The organism is Burkholderia sp. BC1, assembly GCF_052683555.1.
The window spans coordinates 15,461-31,546 of the sequence record NZ_JBQYLP010000066.1; the positions used below are offsets into that span (position 1 = coordinate 15,461).

At 68.1% G+C, this 16,086-nt stretch carries 15 protein-coding genes; 7 read left to right on the top strand and 8 right to left on the bottom strand.

Annotation, left to right across the window (positions count from 1 at the left end; genetic code table 11):
• Nucleotides 1-170: 170 nt before the first annotated feature.
• Nucleotides 171-1,319: a branched-chain amino acid ABC transporter substrate-binding protein gene (locus tag ACSHSS_RS24400; RefSeq protein ID WP_445545660.1), complete on the top strand. Its 1,149-nt coding sequence runs from the start codon at nucleotides 171-173 to the stop codon at nucleotides 1,317-1,319.
• A 170-nt stretch (nucleotides 1,320-1,489) separates the two neighbouring features.
• Here ACSHSS_RS24400 and ACSHSS_RS24405 read toward each other — a convergent pair whose 3' ends face one another.
• Entirely contained in the window at nucleotides 1,490-2,251 is a 762-nt protein-coding gene (locus ACSHSS_RS24405) for a FadR/GntR family transcriptional regulator (protein ID WP_006401228.1), read from the bottom strand.
• 285 nt (nucleotides 2,252-2,536) lie between these two features.
• Between ACSHSS_RS24405 and gudD the strand changes: the two genes are divergently transcribed.
• Nucleotides 2,537-3,889: a glucarate dehydratase gene (gene gudD, locus ACSHSS_RS24410; protein ID WP_035949826.1), complete on the top strand. Its 1,353-nt coding sequence runs from the start codon at nucleotides 2,537-2,539 to the stop codon at nucleotides 3,887-3,889.
• 170 nt (nucleotides 3,890-4,059) lie between these two features.
• Here gudD and ACSHSS_RS24415 read toward each other — a convergent pair whose 3' ends face one another.
• The 3 genes from ACSHSS_RS24415 to ACSHSS_RS24425 form a co-directional block, all read right to left on the bottom strand.
• On the bottom strand, nucleotides 4,060-4,524 hold the full coding sequence (locus ACSHSS_RS24415) for a DUF2214 family protein (RefSeq protein ID WP_445545661.1): 465 nt from the start codon (nucleotides 4,522-4,524) through the stop codon (nucleotides 4,060-4,062).
• A gap of 41 nt (nucleotides 4,525-4,565) precedes the next feature.
• Nucleotides 4,566-5,450: a hypothetical protein gene (locus tag ACSHSS_RS24420; protein WP_445545662.1), complete on the bottom strand. Its 885-nt coding sequence runs from the start codon at nucleotides 5,448-5,450 to the stop codon at nucleotides 4,566-4,568.
• A gap of 236 nt (nucleotides 5,451-5,686) precedes the next feature.
• A complete protein-coding gene (locus ACSHSS_RS24425) occupies nucleotides 5,687-6,751 on the bottom strand; it encodes a glycosyltransferase family 4 protein (RefSeq protein ID WP_445545663.1) in 1,065 nt (354 codons plus the stop codon).
• Between the two features lie 560 nt (nucleotides 6,752-7,311).
• Here ACSHSS_RS24425 and ACSHSS_RS24430 point away from each other — a divergent pair.
• Complete coding sequence (locus ACSHSS_RS24430) at nucleotides 7,312-9,141, top strand: ABC transporter ATP-binding protein (RefSeq protein ID WP_006401234.1); 1,830 nt, start codon at nucleotides 7,312-7,314, stop codon at nucleotides 9,139-9,141.
• Nucleotides 9,142-9,491: 350 nt separating this feature from the next.
• Here the strand turns inward: ACSHSS_RS24430 and otsA are convergent, their stop codons facing one another.
• Nucleotides 9,492-10,868 carry an alpha,alpha-trehalose-phosphate synthase (UDP-forming) gene (gene otsA, locus ACSHSS_RS24435; RefSeq protein WP_006401236.1) on the bottom strand — a complete coding sequence of 459 codons (1,377 nt, stop codon included), beginning with the start codon at nucleotides 10,866-10,868 and terminating at the stop codon, nucleotides 9,492-9,494.
• Nucleotides 10,865-11,617, bottom strand: coding sequence for a trehalose-phosphatase (otsB, locus tag ACSHSS_RS24440; RefSeq protein WP_217103581.1), 753 nt, complete (start codon nucleotides 11,615-11,617; stop codon nucleotides 10,865-10,867). Before otsB ends, otsA begins: the two co-directional genes overlap by 4 nt.
• A 275-nt stretch (nucleotides 11,618-11,892) precedes the next feature.
• Between otsB and ACSHSS_RS24445 the strand changes: the two genes are divergently transcribed.
• From ACSHSS_RS24445 to ACSHSS_RS24455, 3 genes are read left to right on the top strand one after another with little or no spacing between them, the layout of a single operon-like run.
• Nucleotides 11,893-12,528, top strand: a complete 636-nt coding sequence (locus tag ACSHSS_RS24445) for an SCO family protein (RefSeq protein ID WP_217103580.1) — start codon at nucleotides 11,893-11,895, stop codon at nucleotides 12,526-12,528.
• Nucleotides 12,529-12,545: 17 nt separating this feature from the next.
• Nucleotides 12,546-12,989 carry a copper chaperone PCu(A)C gene (locus ACSHSS_RS24450; RefSeq protein WP_253575870.1) on the top strand — a complete coding sequence of 148 codons (444 nt, stop codon included), beginning with the start codon at nucleotides 12,546-12,548 and terminating at the stop codon, nucleotides 12,987-12,989.
• A 10-nt stretch (nucleotides 12,990-12,999) separates the two neighbouring features.
• Complete coding sequence (locus ACSHSS_RS24455) at nucleotides 13,000-13,869, top strand: cytochrome c oxidase assembly protein (RefSeq protein ID WP_445545664.1); 870 nt, start codon at nucleotides 13,000-13,002, stop codon at nucleotides 13,867-13,869.
• A gap of 30 nt (nucleotides 13,870-13,899) precedes the next feature.
• On the opposite strand, the gene ACSHSS_RS24460 is transcribed toward ACSHSS_RS24455, so the two are convergent.
• Nucleotides 13,900-14,391: a GNAT family N-acetyltransferase gene (locus ACSHSS_RS24460; RefSeq protein WP_253575771.1), complete on the bottom strand. Its 492-nt coding sequence runs from the start codon at nucleotides 14,389-14,391 to the stop codon at nucleotides 13,900-13,902.
• 123 nt (nucleotides 14,392-14,514) lie between these two features.
• Complete coding sequence (locus tag ACSHSS_RS24465) at nucleotides 14,515-15,381, bottom strand: pirin family protein (RefSeq protein ID WP_105841164.1); 867 nt, start codon at nucleotides 15,379-15,381, stop codon at nucleotides 14,515-14,517.
• Nucleotides 15,382-15,493: 112 nt separating this feature from the next.
• On the opposite strand from ACSHSS_RS24465, the gene ACSHSS_RS24470 reads away from it, so the two are divergent.
• Nucleotides 15,494-16,086 (top strand): LysR family transcriptional regulator (locus tag ACSHSS_RS24470; RefSeq protein ID WP_445545665.1); only part of this gene is annotated, 593 nt, incomplete at its 3' end.

Here is a 16,086-nt window from a genome sequence, read left to right on the forward strand (position 1 = left end):
CGACCTATATATCGAGGCGATCGGGGCTCCTCCGGAGCCTCGCGGGGTCATTCCGAGCGTCGTCCCGCCGCCCTGCGCCCGATTCCGAGAAGCGGTCGAACCGCCCGTCCGCCGCACGCGCCCGGCCGCGTGCGGTGTCCACCCGCCGGTGTCGAACAAGAGGATCGAACATGAAACTTCGCCATTCATTGTTGTCCGTGTCGATTGCATCCGCGCTTGCCCTCTTCTCGCAACAGGCCGCGCAGGCGGCCGACGAACTCGACGTGAAGGTCGGCTTCGCCGCCCCGCTGACCGGCGTGAATGCCGGCTACGGCAAGGACCTGCAGAACGGCGTGCAGCTCGCGCTCGACGATGCGGTCGCGCAGAAGGTGCAGATCGCCGGCAAGCCCGCGCATTTCAGCCTGATCGTCCAGGACGATCAGGCCGACCCGCGCGTCGGCGTGCAGGCCGCGCAGGCGCTCGTCGACAAGAACGTGTCGGTCGTGGTCGGCCACTTCAATTCGGGCACGACGATTCCGGCATCGGTCGTCTACGACAAGGCCGGCATCCCCGTCATCGATCCGGCCGCGACGAACCCGACGCTCACGTCGCGCGGGCTCGCCAACATGTTCATGGTGATCGCGACCGACGGCCAGAACGCCGGCAACGCGGGCAAATACGCGGTCGAGGTGACGAAGGCGAAGCGCATCGCGATCGTCGACGACCGCACCGCATTCGGTCAGGGCGAGGCCGACGAGTTCGAGAAGGCCGTGAAGGCGGCCGGCGGCACGATCATCGCGCGCGAGTTCACGAACAACCAGGCCGTCGATTTCCGCGCGCAGATCACGAGCCTGAAAGGCAAGAACCCGGACCTGATCTTCTTCGGCGGCCTCGACGCGCTCGCGGCGAACTTCATCAAGCAGATGCGCCAGCTCGGCCTGAATGCGCAATTCGTCGGCGGCGGCGGCGTGAAGGACAACGAGTTCATCAAAATCGCCGGCCCGGCGGCCGAAGGCGCGATGGCGTGGGAGTACGGGCGCCCGCTCGACGAACTGCCGCAGGGCAAGGATTTCGAGCAGCGGTTCAAGAAGCGCTTCGGCGTCGACGTGCTGTCGTACGCGCAGTTCGGCTACGACGCGACGTGGGCCGCGATCAAGGCGATGCAGGCGGCCGGCTCGACCGATCCGAAGGTCTATCGGCCGGCGCTGCAGAAGATCGACTTCGAAGGCATCACCGGGCGCATCTCGTTCGCGAAGGACGGCTCGCTGAAGAGCGGGATGTCGACGCTGTATCAGGTGAAGAACGGCGCGTGGAAGACGATCGTCACGAAGGGAGGCTGATCGGGATGGCGGTCCGGGCGACGGGGCGGCGCGGGCCGCCCTGCCGCGGGCCGCCCGTCTACACGATGCGGCGATGTGATCGACCTTGTACGACGACTGATGTTGCAGCGTGACGCAGCGGCGGCGCGGCCCGGCACGACGCGCGATTGCGCCGCGCCGTTGCGCTCGCTTCAGTTCGCCTGCGTGTCGCGCTCGGCTTCGGCGGCCTCGTGCGCGCGGCGCAGCCGCTCGCGGCTGTTGGTCAGATGCGTGCGCATCGCCGCACGCGCCGCCTCCGGATCGTGGCGCGCGATCGCTTCGTAGATGTCCTCGTGCTCGTGGTTCAGGCGGCCGACGTAGCGCTCGAGATCGTCGCCGGCGAAGCGCGCGGAATTCACGCGCGTGCGCGGAATGATCGACGCGCCGAGCTGCGTCATGATGTCGACGAAATAGCGGTTGCCGGTGGACTGCGCGATCTGCAGATGGAATTGATAATCGAGCTGCGCGGTGTCGCGCCCGCCGCCGGAGCCCGTCGCGATCGCGTCGAGCGCGCGGCGCAGCGCGGCGAGATCGGCATCCGTCGCGCGCTGCGCGGCGAGGCTCGCGCACTCGCTCTCGAGGCTGATGCGCAGCTCGAGCACCGCGAGCACGTCGCGCAGCGTCGTGATCGTCGCCGGGTCGATGCCGAGCGCCTGGCGGCGCGACGGTTCGAGCACGAAGCTGCCGATCCCGTGGCGCGTCTCGATCAGGCCGCTCGCCTGCATCCGCGAGATCGCCTCGCGCACGACCGTGCGGCTCACCCCCTGCGCCGCCATCACTTCGGTTTCGGTCGGCAACTTGTCGCCAGGGCGCAGCGTGCCGTTTTCGATCTGCGCGGTCAGCGCGTCGACGACATCTTGTGCAAGGCTGCGCGCGCGACGGCGCGGCGCTGCGGGAAGCGTAGGCACGGACATGAGGCCGGTTCCTTTCTGAATGATCGTAGTGTGAGCCGAGGGTTTACGCGGGGTTTGAGCGAAAGCCGTGGTTTCATTATACTGCGTCACAAGTCATCCGATGACTGATGATCGCGATACGTGGCCTCGGCTGCATTGACATTGGCGCCCCGTCACGCTTGGCGATGCGCCGCTTCGCGACCGCTACGGCGCCCGCGCACATCGGTTGTCGAATGATCGCACCTCCCGCCGCGCGCGGCAAAGCTTTTGCCGTGCGGCATCGCCCACCTTATCGCCATCGCCGCCATGAACGCCGTCACTGCCTCGCCCTCCCCCGATACGCCGCGCATCGTCGACCTGCAAGCGATTCCGGTCGCCGGTCACGACAGCATGCTGCTCAACCTGAGCGGCGCGCACGGCCCGTTCTTCACCCGCAACCTCGTGATCCTGAAGGACAGCGCCGGACGCACGGGCGTCGGCGAGGTGCCGGGCGGCGAAAGCATCCGCCGCACGCTCGACGATGCGCGCGCGCTGGTCGTCGGCCAGCCGGTCGGCAACTACCAGGCCGTGCTCAACGCGGTGCGCCGCACGTTCGCGGACCGCGATGCCGGCGGCCGCGGCCTGCAGACCTTCGATCTGCGCACGACGATCCACGCGGTCACCGCGCTCGAAGCCGCGCTGCTCGACCTGCTCGGCCAGCATCTCGGCGTGCCGGTCGCGGCGCTGCTCGGCGAAGGCCAGCAACGCGAAAGCGTCGAGATGCTCGGCTATCTGTTCTATGTCGGCGATCGCACGAAAACCGCGCTGCCGTATCGCGACAGCCGCGACGCGACCGACGACTGGACGCGCGTGCGCAACGAGCCCGCGCTGACGCCCGAAGCGGTCGTGCGGCTCGCGGAAGCGGCGCACGCGCGCTACGGCTTCAACGATTTCAAGCTCAAAGGCGGCGTGTTCGAAGGCGCGCGTGAAGTGGAAGCCGTCACGGCGCTCGCCGAACGCTTCCCGAGCGCGCGCGTGACGCTTGACCCGAACGGCGCATGGTCGCTCGACGAGGCCGTGCGCCTCTGTCGCGACCTGCATCACGTGCTCGCGTACGCGGAAGACCCGTGCGGCGCCGAGAACGGCTATTCGGGCCGCGAGGTGATGGCCGAATTCCGCCGCGCCACGGGTCTGCCGACCGCGACCAACATGATCGCGACCGACTGGCGGCAGATGGGCCACGCGGTGCAGTTGAACGCGGTCGACATCCCGCTCGCCGATCCGCACTTCTGGACGATGCAGGGCTCGGTGCGCGTCGCGCAGATGTGCCGCGACTGGGGGCTGACGTGGGGCTCGCATTCGAACAACCACTTCGACGTGTCGCTGGCGATGTTCACGCATGTCGCGGCGGCGGCGCCGGGCCGCGTGACGGCGATCGACACGCACTGGATCTGGCAGGACGGCGAGCGGCTGACGCGCGAGCCGCTGAAGATCGAGAACGGGCTCGTCGAAGTGCCGAAGCGACCGGGGCTCGGCGTCGACATCGACATGGACGCCGTCGCGCGTGCGCACGAGCTGTACAAGCAGCACGGCCTCGGCGCGCGCGACGACGCGGCGGCGATGCAGTACCTGATTCCGGGCTGGACCTTCGACAACAAGCGCCCGTGCCTCGTGCGCTGAGCGTCGCGGGCCGGAACGGACCGGCGTGAGCGCGTCGCGCGAGCGACCCGCGCATTACGCCGCTGCGCGCGGCGAGCGAGCCGCGCCACGCATGCGCCGGACGCCGGCGGGCCGCGGCCGTCGCGCAGACTGCCGCCACTTACCGGGCCACGAGCGCCCGGCCTTGTCGCTCAGCCCGCCGTCCAGACGCCGCGCGCCATCCCCGCGGCCGCAAACACGATGACGATCACGAGCACGGCCTGCCAATGGCCGATCTGCACGTAGGTGCGTGCGCGGCCGAGCTCGGGCATGCGCTGCTGCCGCGCGGCGATGCGCCAGCGGATCAGGCCGAGCATCGGCACGATCTCGAGCAGCAGGATCAGCACGAGCGCGGTCATCTTCAGGTGAAAGAACGGCGCGTGCAGGTAATACGCGCTGCCCTTCTCGTAGCCGCCGAATGCGCGCATCAGGCCGGTCACGATCAGGACGAGCGCGGACAGCCCCCATACCGTGTCGGCCTTGAACACGCCGGGCAGATCGACCGCCTGCACCGATGCGATGAGCCGCCGCAACGCGCGGTTGCGCGCCGCGATCGCCGCGAACGCGACGCCGAATGCACTCAGATGAACAGCAGCCAGCAACCAACGAACGATCATCGTGCTCCCCCCTCGAGAGCCCGCGCCGGTGCGCAGGCGTGTCAGACGATCTGCTTGAGCGCCGCGTCGAGCGCGAGCGCGGCGACGCGGTCGCCTTCGGTCGCGAGCGGCACGCGCATCACGATCTGCCGGTTATGGCCGACGGCGGCCGGCGAATCCCACAGCAATTCGACCTTCGGCCGCCGGAACAGACCGCCGCGCACACGCGCCGGCGGTTCCTGCGACGGCACGCCGCCCGACGGAGCGCCGCCCGACGGAGCGCCGCCCGACGGAGCGCCGCCCGACGGTTCGCCGCCCGACGGCACGCCGCCCGACCCATTACCAGCCGCCGACATGCTGCGCCCCGGCCAGCGCACCGACAGCTCGCGCGCGTCGTACTGGCCGACCTTGCGGCTTTCCATCCAGACGATCGCGGTGCGCGTCAGCGTATCGAGCGAAATCGCATAGCGGCCGATCGCAAAGCGGCGCGCGGCCACGTTGGTCCGCCACAGCGGACGCGGCCGGCAGATCCAGACGACCGCCGCATACAGCACCGGCGCGGCGACGAGCCAGCCGTTGGTCGCGGTGACCGCATGCAGCGCACGCCGCCAGCCGGCCGCCCAGACGAACGCGCCGATCGACCAGATCGCGAACAGGAAGCCGATCAGCGCAAAAAACCGCAGCGCCTGACGCAGCCATTGCGGCAGCGGATGAAACGGCCGCTCGGCGCGCGCGGCGGCGCCGGGCTGCACGAGCAGCAGGAAGATCAGCAGCAGATAGACGAACGCCCAGGGCGACGACATCATCGCCGACAGCGACGCGCGATAGCCCATCTGCGACATCGAGAACAGCCAGCGCGCGAACAGCACGACACCGATCGCGCGCAACGCGAAGATCACTCCGGCGCCGGGGGCCGGCGCTGCGCGCGTGGGTTTCGTTCTCGCCAAGACTGCTCTCCTCTCGATGATCGTGCGGGGCCGGATTTCGCGGCTCGGCCATTATAGGGACATTACCGTCTGGACAGACGGCCGGAACGCATGCCGGGCCGCTTCCGTCGCCCTTCGCACGCTCGGGCGCGGCGAGAATACAACAGATCCGCGCCGCGGATATGACAACGCCCCGCCGGCAAACCCGGACGGGGCGTCGAGGACGGCCGGACACCGCAGCGGGCCGGCAGCCGGAATCAGCTTGCGTTGACTTCGCGCAGCACGGTGCGGCGCTTCTGACGCAGCAGTTCCTCGTAGCTCTTCACGTAGTTCTGCGCCATGACCTTCGAGGTGAAGCGCGCTTCGAACGCGGCGCGGACCTGCTCGCGCGGCAGCGTATCGAGACGATTGAGCGCGGCCACGGCCGACAGTTCGTCTTCGACGACGAAGCCCGACACGCCGTTGTCGATCACTTCCGGCACCGAACCGCGCTTGAACGCGATCACCGGCGTGCCGCACGCCATCGCCTCGATCATCACGAGACCGAACGGCTCCGGCCAGTCGATCGGGAACAGCAGCGCGTGCGCGTTGCCGAGGAATTCGGTCTTCTCGGCTTCGCTGATCTCACCGATGTACTCGACGTGCGGCAGCGAGAACAGCGGCTTGATCTTCTCTTCGTAATACGCGCGGTCGGCCTTGTCGAGCTTCGCGGCGATCTTGATCGGCAGACCGGCCTGCTCGGCGATGCGGATGGCCGTGTCGACGCGCTTTTCCGGCGAGATGCGGCCGAGGAACGCGAGGTAGCTCGGCTTCACGTTCGGGATCGGCGTCAGCAGGTTTTCCGGCAGGCCGTGGTAGACGGTCGACAGCCAGTTCGCCTGCGGCAGCGGGATGCGCTGGTTGTCGGAGATCGACACGACCGGCACGTCGCTGAATGCGTTGAAAATCGGCTGCAGTTCCGGCAGGTCGAGACGGCCGTGCATCGTGGTCAGATGCGGGACCGGCTGGCGCGAGAACAGCGAGAACGGGTAGTAGTCGATGTGACAGTGCAGCACGTCGAACTCTTCCGCGCGGCGGCGCACCTGCTCGAGCAGCAGCATGTGCGGGGCCATCACGTCGCGGATCGTCGGATCGAGGCGCAGCGCCTGCGGCCACACCGCTTCGAGCTTCGCGGAAGTCTGCGAATCGCCGCTCGCGAAGAGCGTGACGTCATGACCCATCTCGACGAGCGCTTCGGTCAGATAGGACACCACCCGTTCGGTACCACCGTACAGCTTCGGGGGAACCGCTTCATGCAACGGAGCGATTTGGGCGATTCGCATGCGTAACTCCTAAAAATTCGGCAAAAAACCAGGTTTGGGCGGCGACCTATCGGCGATCCGGGCTGGATGCATTTCGTCCGACCATCGGACGAACCGGCCTGCCGCGAGCGTCGAAACCGCGCGGCTCGATGAGCGCCGGTGACGCGACAGGCTTAGAACGTTTGAAACGAAGTCCCGTTGACAGGGGTTCGTAAATAAACCTGGAATCCAACCCGAGGCCGATTATCTAGGGTTTATCCCAATACGGCGTACGACATTTCAAACACTTTACTTTGTTACAAAGGCGCAACACTTTGCAACGCGCGGACGTCGGCGTCCGTTCTAGAGTGGAAGGCCCTTCGGCACTCCCGCGGTCCTGTTCGGACAGGCGGCACCGTCTGTGCGACACAGGACGAGATGCCGAATTTTATCTCAAAACTGATCGCGGGCCGCACGCGGTCGCAAGATTCGCGCAGCGTCGCACGTGGCCGTTGTTTACAATGCCGGATTAACGTCCGGGTGGGACGGCCGGCCTGCGATCCGGCCGCAACGCTCAATCACCGAATCACCGCACGCATATTTTGGAATCTCTCACCCCCGCCCAGCGCAACGCCCATAACGCGAAGCTGTCGAGCTACGCGCATCGGCCGCTCGCGTTCCTGTTCCGCTATATCCGCCTGCACCCGCTCGCGCACCTCGTCGTGCTCGGCAGCGTGCTGGCCGCCGTCGGCTGCGCGCTCGGTTCGCAATATGCGATCAAGCACCTGATCGACGTGCTGGCGACCGGGCGTCATCATCCGGGCCCGTTGTGGAGCGCCTTCGCGCTGCTCGTCGGGCTGATCGCGGCCGACAACCTGCTGTGGCGCGTCGGCGGCTGGGTCGCCGCGCATACGTTCGTCGCGGTCACCGGCGATCTGCGGCGCGACCTGTTCCAGTATCTGATCGGCCATTCGCCGACCTACTACTCGGAGAAGCAGCCCGGCACGCTCGCGAGCCGCATCACCGCGACGTCGAACGCGGTGTACACGTCCGAGAACACGATGGCGTGGAACGTGCTGCCGCCGTGCATCGCGGTGATGGGCGCGATCCTGATGATCGTCGTCGTCAATCCGCTGATGGCCGCCGGCCTGCTCGGCTGCTCGGCGGTGCTCGCGGTCGTGCTGTTCAAGCTCGCCGGGCGCGGCTCCGCGCGCCACCACGCGTTCGCGGCCAAGGCCGCGGCCGTCGACGGCGAGCTCGTCGACGTGATCGGCAACATGGGCCTCGTACGCGCGTTCGGCATGACGCTGCGCGAGCAGAAGCGCTTCAGCGAGACGGTCAAGGCCGAAATGGAAGCGCGCCAGCAAAGCCTGCTGTATCTCGAAAAGCTGCGGCTGCTGCATGCGGTGATCACCGCGATGCTGTCCGCCGGCCTGCTCGGCTGGGCGCTGTGGCTCTGGGATCGCGGCCAGGCGACTTCCGGCGACATCGTGCTCGTCAGCTCGCTCGGCTTCACGATCCTGCACGGCACGCGCGATCTCGCCGTCGCGCTCGTTGACGTCACGCAGCACATCGCGCGGCTGTCCGAAGCGGTGAAGACGCTGCTCGAGCCGCACGGGATGCCCGACCGCTCGGACGCGGTGCCGCTGACGGCCCAGGGCGGGCGCGTCGACTTCGAGCGCGTGACGTTCGCGTATCCGCACCGCCGCGCGATCCTCGACCACTTCGACCTGCATATCGAGCCCGGACAGCGCGTGGGCCTGATCGGCAAGTCGGGCGCCGGCAAGTCGACCGTGCTCGCGCTGCTGCAGCGTTTCTACGATACGCAGGGCGGCGTCGTGAAGGTCGACGGCCAGGACGTGAAGACGATCACGCAGGACAGCCTGCGCCAGGCGATCGCGCTCGTGCCGCAGGACATCTCGCTGCTGCACCGGACGATCTACGAAAACATCGCGTACGGCCGCCCCGAGGCAACGCGCGAGGAAGTGCTCGCCGCCGCACGCGACGCGCGCTGCGCCGAGTTCATCGAGGCGATGCCGGAAGGCTACGACACGATCGTCGGCGATCGCGGCGTGAAGCTGTCGGGCGGTCAGCGCCAGCGCATCGCGATCGCGCGCGCGATCCTGAAGGACGCGCCGATCCTGCTGCTCGACGAAGCGACGTCGGCACTCGACAGCGCGTCGGAAGAAGCGATCCAGAGCGCGCTCGACCGGCTGATGGTCGGCCGCACGGTGATCGCGATCGCGCACCGGCTCTCGACGCTGCGCAACTTCGACCGGATCATCGTGATGAGCAACGGCAAGGTGATCGACGACGGTCCGCCGGAGCTGCTGCGCAACCGTCCCGGCCTGTACCGCGACCTGCTCGCGAAGCAGCACGGCCGCCATCATCCGATCGACGGCGGCACGCCGACCGGCGAACGCGTCGCCTGACGCGCCTCGCGGTCGATTCAACGGAAAAAGCCGCGGCGGCGCACTGCGCGCCGCGGCTCGTTCGATGCCGTTGCCGATCGAGCGTCGGCCGCTATTCCCTCACGGTCTCTTCGATGTTCGATCGCGATCGATCGCGGATGAAAAGTCTCGTCCTCGGTCGGTGATTCGAAAAGAAGACGCGACACGAACGAATGAGTGCGAAAGCCTCCGCCGGCGGTACGACCCGACCGACGCGATAACGGCTGCGTCATCGCGCGCTCTGCATACGCGGTGCACGCAAGCAGTGGCGACGGTGCCGCGCAATCGATGCCGACGCGCGGCACCGTCCGACGCCGGATACTCCGCGCCCGCTACCCCTGCAGATCGCGCAGGAAATGGTCGCGCCACACCGACACGTTGTTCTCGCGCAGCTGCGCGATCATGTCCGCGTAACGTGCGCGGCGCTCCGCGAGCGGCATCGTCAGCGCCTGCGACAGCGCGTCGGCCATCCCCTCGATGTCGATCGGATTCACGATCAGCGCACCGGTCAGCTCGCGTGCGGCACCGGCGAAGCGCGACAGTACGAGCACGCCGGGATCGTCCGGGTTCTGCGCGGATACGTATTCCTTCGCCACGAGGTTCATCCCGTCGCGCAGCGGCGTGACGAAGCCGACGCGCGCGAGCCGATACAACGCGGCCAGCACCTGCCGCTCGTACTGGCGGTGGATGTAGAGAATCGGCGCCCAGTCGAGTTCCGCATAGCGGCCGTTGATGCGGCCCGACTCCGCCTCGAGCTGCAGCCGGATGTCCTGATAGGCGCGCAGGTCCGCGCGTGTCGACGGCGCGATCTGCAGGAACGACACGCGATTGCGGAACGAGGCCTGATGCTCGAGCAGTTTCTCGAACGCACGGAAGCGCTCGACGAGCCCCTTCGAATAATCGAGACGATCGACGCTCATGATCAGCTGCCGCCCGCGCAGCGACGTCGCGAGCGTGCGCACCGCCTTGCCGTTCTCGCCGGCCTGCGCGAGCGACGCGATTTCGTCCGGATACACGCCGATCGGATAGGCGGCCGCATGCAGCGTCTGGCCGAACGCCTGCACGCGCACCGTGCGGCCGTCGCGCGCGATCTCGCCGCCGCCTTCGAATTCGATGTAGTCGCAGAACGCGCGCAGATCGGGTTCGGTCTGGAAGCCGAGCAGGTCGAACGCGCACAGCGACTCGACGAGCTCGCGATGCGGCGGCACGTTGACGAGCACCTGCGCAGCCGGAAACGGGATGTGCAGGAAAAAGCCGATGCGGTTCTTCACGCCGGCCGCGCGCAGCGCGCGCGCGAACGGAATCAGGTGATAGTCGTGCACCCAGATCACGTCGTCGTCCTGCAGCAGCGGCACGAGCTGCTGCGCGAGCCAGACGTTCACGCGCCGATAGCCGTCGAATTCGTGGCGATCGTACTGGATCAGGTCCGCGCGGTAATGAAACGCGGGCCACAGCGTCGCGTTCGAGAAGCCGCGGTAGTACTGGTCGTAATCGCGACGCGACAGGCCGACCGTCGCGAACGTCACGGGCCCGCGCTCCTCGACGCGGATCTGCGGCGCACCGGACGCGACGACTTCGCCGCTCCAGCCGAACCACATGCCGCCCGTCTCCTTCAGCGCATCGTAGACGCCGATCGCGAGCCCGCCCGCCGCCGGTTCGCCTTCCGAAATCGGGGCGACGCGGTTCGAAACAATGATCAGTCGACTCATGCGCCCGGCTGCCCCGCACCGAGCCAGCGCGCGATCTGCGCATGCAGCGCGTCGACCGAATCGAGCCGCATGCGCGCCGACGTTTCGCCCGCGCCGATCTTGATCGATAGCCCGCCGCGCGCATTGACGAGCGCAAAGCCTTTCTCGTCGGTCAGGTCGTCGCCGGCGAACAGCGGAACGCGGCCCGCGAACGGCGGCTCGTCGAGGAACGCGGCCAGCGCGCGCCCCTTGTCGACGCCCTTCGGCTTGATCTCGAACACCATCTTGCCGGGCTGCAGCACGTAGGCGTCCGGGTATTCGGCGACGAGCCGCTCGGCTGCCTCGCGCGCGGCCGGCTCACGCTCGGGCGCATTGCGGTAGTGCAGCGCGACGGCCGCGCCCTTGATCTCGAGCAGCATGCCGGGATGGCGCTCGACGACGGCCGCGAGCTCGCGCTCGATGCGCAGCAGCCGCGCGTCGTTGAAGCCGATGCGCTGCGTATCGCCGTTCGCGTCGCGCCGCTCCGCGCCATGCAGGCCGGCGACCGGCAGGTCCGGCATGTTCAGAAACGCATCGATGCTGTCGATGCCGCGGCCCGACACGATCGCGACCGCGCCGTGCGAGCGGCGTCGCAGCTCGTCGAGCAGCGTCGGCAGCGCGGGGGGCACGTGAATGCTGTCGGGTGTCGGGGCGAGCTCGACGAGCGTGCCGTCGAAGTCGAAGAAGAACGCGGTATCGGTCAGAGACAGGGAGGCCGGAACGGATTGCATCGATTCGATGTCTGAGGGGCGGCCCGCCGGGCCGCCGCTGCGCGAATGGAATTGTGCGCATCTTACCGCGTCGGCGCGCGGAGATGGGCGAAACCGGCGTGACGCAAGCGCCGTGCCGGCTGCCGCGCCCCGCTGCGACATATTGCCCCGCTCGCGCGCGCCGTACGGGTTTCGAAAGGACGCAGGTGCGCGAATTGCGCTACAGTCGCAACCGCCGCCGCGCGACGCATGGCGCCGCGCCGGCCGGCGACCGTTCCGTCCGATCGAGCCCCAGGATGTCGTCTGCCCGCCCCGCGCCGCACCGGCGCCTTTCCCGCTTCATCCGCACCGCCGCGGCGCTGGCCGTTGCGGCCGCGCTCGGCGCGTGCACGCACGACGAGGCGCGCTGGCATCTCACCGACGTCACGGGCCACCTGCCCGATCTGTCGTTCGACCTGACGGGCGGCGACGGCCGGCCGGTCGATGCCGCCGCGTTCCGCGGCCGCGTCGCGCTCGTCTACTTCGGCTACACGCATTGCCCGGACGTCTGTCCGGAAACGATGGCACGGCTGATGGAAGTGCTCGCGAAGCTCGGCCCGCAGGCGAACGACGTCCGGATCCTGTTCGTATCGGTCGACCCCGCACGCGACACGCCGCAGGCGATGCAGTCCTACGTCGCCGCGTTCGATGCCGAACACGCGCGCGGGCTGACGGGCACCGACCGGCAGATCGAATCGCTCGCGAAACGCTATCGCGTCGCGTATCAGATGGAAAAGCGCGACCCGTCCGGCGGCTACGAAGTCACGCACAGCTCCGCCGTCTACGTGTTCGACGCGAACGGCCGCGCGCGGCTGCTCGCGACCGACCGCGACTCGCCCGACGCCATCGCCGCCGACGTGCGCCGGATCATCGACACCGCTTCCGCAACCTGAATGACGACATGAACGACATGAACAAGACGACCTTCAAGATGCTCGCCGCGATCGCCGCACTCTGCGCCGGCGCCCATGCATATGCCGCCGGCGCGATCACCGCGCAGGGCGCGTGGGTGCGCTGGCTGCCGAACAAGCTGCCGGCCGGCGGCTACGTGACGCTCGTGAACGCGGGCGACAAGCCGGTCGATCTCGTCGACGTCGACAGTCCCGACTACGGGATGGCGATGCTGCATCAGACCGTGTCGAACGGCTCGACGCAGAAAATGGAAATGGTCGACAAGCTGACGATCCCCGCGCGCGGCAAGGTCGACATCGCACCGGGCGGCTATCACTTCATGCTCGAGGAGCCGAAGCATGCGATCAAGCCCGGCGATACCGTGCGCCTGCGCCTGAAGTTCTCCGACGGCGAAACGCTCGACACGCCGTTCGCGGTGAAGTCGCCCGCGCAGGCGAAATGACCGGGTTGCGATGAACGTCCTGTACTGGCTCGATCCGTGGGAACCGTCGCCGACCGTGGTCGTCGCGGTGCTCGCGGCCGCCGTGCTGTTCGCGCGCGGCGCGAAGAAGGCGAAAGTGTCGCCGCTGCGGCAGTTTTCGTTCTGGTTCGGGCTGACTGCGCTCTACATCGCGCTGCACACGCGGCTCGACTACTTCTTCGAGCACGAGTTCTTCATGCATCGCGCGCAGCACCTCGTGCTGCACCATCTCGGGCCGTTCTTCATCGCGCTCGCGTATCCGGGCGCCGCGATCCGCGCCGGCATTCCGTTCCGCTGGCGCCAGCGTTTCGTGCGGCCCGCGCTCGCGTGGCCGCCGCTGCGCGCGACGCTCGACGTCGCGTTCAATCCGGTCGTCGCTGTCGTGCTGTTCGTCGGGCTCATCTACTTCTGGCTGCTGTCGCCGATCCATTTCGTCGCGATGCTCGACTGGCGGCTGTACCGCGTGATGAACTGGAGCATGGTGATCGACGGGCTGCTGTTCTGGTGGCTCGTCGTCGATCCGCGTCCGGCGCCGCCGGCGCGGCTCTCGCCCGGCCGCCGGATCCTGATCGCCGTCGCGGCGATCCCGCCGCAAATCGCGCTCGGCGCGCTGATCTTCTTCACGCCGCACGAGCTCTATCCGATCTATTCGATCTGCGGCCGCGCGTTTACGTGGCTGAGCCCGCTGCGCGATCAGCAGATCGGCGGGCTGCTGCTCTGGATTCCGGGCTCGATGATGAGCGTGATCGGCGCGCTGATCGCGCTGCGGCACTGGCTGCGGCTGTCCGCGCGCGGCCGCCTGATCGACGAACGCGCGGCGCGGCACGCCTCCGATCGTCGGGCCGCCCGCACCGCGCACTGACCGCACTGAGCGCGCGCGGCGCCGCCTGCGTCACGCGCGCTCGCTGCGCATCCACACGTGGGCAATGCCGTCCTCGTCGTGCACGTCCGAGCTCGGCGTAAAACCGAATGCACCGTAGAAGCGCTGCAGATGCGCCTGTGCATGCAGGCTCACCGGCGTGTCGGGCCATTGCGCGCGAATATGCTCGAGCGCGCGCGCGAGCAGCGTGTTGCCGAGCCCCGCGCCGCGAAACGCGGCCGTGGTCAGCACGCGGCCGATGCGCACGTCGCTGTGCCGTGCGTCCGGCAGCAGCACGCGCAGATAGCCGGCGAGCCGCCCTGCTCCGTCGTACGCGGCGAGATGCCATGCGCTCTGATCGGCATCGTCGATGTCGCGATACACGCAGTTCTGCTCGACGACGAATACGGCGCTGCGCGCCTCGAGGATCGAATAGACTTCGCGCGCGCTCAGCGCATCGAAGGGTTTCCAGCGCCAGTCGAGATCGGTCGCAGTCGGGGATGCGGCGGGTGCGGAAGCGTTCATGTGCGGTCCTGATTCGGGCGCGCCGGCCGGCGCGCGGCAGCCGACGATTATGCCTCGAACCGCACCGCACGCGCGAGCGCGCGGCCGCGCGAAAAAAGCCCCGCATTGCGCGGGGCTCATCCGTCAGGCCGGCATCCGGCCGAAACGGCCGCTGTTGAAATCGTCGATCGCCGTCCGGATTTCGTCTTGCGAGTTCATCACGAACGGCCCGTAGCCGACGATCGGTTCGTCGATCGGCTCGCCGCTCAGGATCAGCAGCTTCGCATCGCCGTTTGCCTCGATCTCGACATCGGCGCCGTCACGGCTCAACTGCACGAACTGCGCCTCGCGAGCGACCGTCTCGCCGTTCACGAGCACCGTGCCATGCAGCACGACGACCGCCAGCGTGCGCCCTTCGGCCACCGGAAACCGCGCATGGCCGCCGGCTGCGAGCCGCACATCCCACACGTCGATCGGCGTATGGGTGCGGGCCGGGCCGCGCCGTCCGTCGAGTTCGCCCGCGATGATCCGCGCGCGCCCTGCCCCGTCCGCCAGTTCGACGACCGGAATGTCCGCGTCGAGCAGCGTCTGATAGCCGGGCTCGCCCATCTTGTCGGCAGCGGGCAGGTTCACCCAGAGCTGCACCATCTCGAGCGGACCGCCGCGCTTCGTGAACGCGTCGGAGTGAAATTCCTCATGCAGGATCCCGCTCGCGGCCGTCATCCACTGCACGTCCCCCGGGCCGATCAGGCCGCCCGCGCCGGTCGAGTCGCGGTGTTCGACTTCGCCGTCATAGACGATCGTCACCGTTTCGAACCCGCGGTGCGGGTGCTGGCCGACGCCGCGTCGCATCGAAGCCGGCTCGAACGTCGCCGGACCGGCGTAGTCGAGCAGCAGGAACGGGCTCAGATGCGCGCCATGCGACTGGTAGCTGAACATCGAGCGCACCGGGAAACCGTCGCCTACCCAATGACCGCGCGGCGCACTGTACACACCTTGAACCTTCTTCATTTGCGTTCTCCGAATTTGCGGCGAAACCTCTGTTTCGCATCCTTGAGTGTCACTATAGTGGTGGAACGATCGGTCCGGTAGACTACGAAATCCACACTCAGCGTTCTATTTCATGAACGATAACGCCCGGGATCTGAACGATCTCTACTACTTCGTCCAGGTGGTCGAACACGGCGGTTTCGCGCCGGCCGGGCGCGCGCTGAACATGCCGAAGTCGAAACTGAGCCGCCGTATCGCGCTCCTGGAAGCGCGGCTCGGAATGCGGCTGATTCAGCGCTCGACTCGCCGCTTCACCGTGACCGACGTCGGCCAGACCTATTACGCGCACTGCCGCGCGATGCTTGTCGAGGCGGACGCCGCCGACGAGGCCGTCGCGTTGCTGCACGAGGAGCCGCGTGGCATCGTGCGCGTCAGTTGCCCGATCGTGTTGCTCGATTCGCTCGTCGGCGACATGATCGCGGCGTTCATGCTCGCGTGCCCGCGCGTCGAGATCCATCTCGAAGCGACGAACCGGCGCGTCGACGTGGTCGGCGAAGGGATCGACGTCGCGATTCGCGTCCGGCCACCGCCGCTCGACGACAGCGATCTCGCGCTGCGCGTGCTCGCCGAGCGCGGCCAGTGCCTCGTCGCGAGCCCTGCTTTGCTGCGCGAGCACGGCACGCCGGCGGTGCCCGCCGACCTCGCACGGCTACCGAGCCTCGATCA